1 protein-coding gene is annotated in these 293 nt (G+C 48.1%); it reads left to right on the plus strand.

Features of this window, described 5'->3' with window-relative positions:
* Positions 1–293, plus strand: a 293-nt coding sequence (locus CWC28_RS21310; protein ID WP_138625751.1) for a helicase-related protein, incomplete at both ends; no start/stop codon positions are given.

The following is a 293-nucleotide window of genomic DNA, read 5'->3' on the forward strand; positions in this document are numbered from 1 at the left end:
GTCTTTGCCCGAAGTCATAAACATGCGGTGCTGCTACAGAGTGTGTTTGATGAGATGTTCCCCCAGTTTGCAGGCAAGTTCTGTCAGGTCATTGATAACTATGATCCTCGTGCCGAGCAGTTGATTGATGACTTCAAAGGGGGTGATCAATCTACCAATGACCAGCTGACCATAGCGATCTCGGTGGATATGCTGGATACCGGCATTGATGTACCGGAAATAGTGAACTTGGTCTTTGCCAAACCCATCAAATCCAAAGTGAAATTCTGGCAGATGATTGGCCGGGGAACCCG

Origin of the sequence: Pseudoalteromonas sp. S4492 (assembly GCF_005886115.1) — a bacterium.
In the GTDB taxonomy this organism is placed as follows: domain Bacteria; phylum Pseudomonadota; class Gammaproteobacteria; order Enterobacterales; family Alteromonadaceae; genus Pseudoalteromonas; species Pseudoalteromonas gelatinilytica.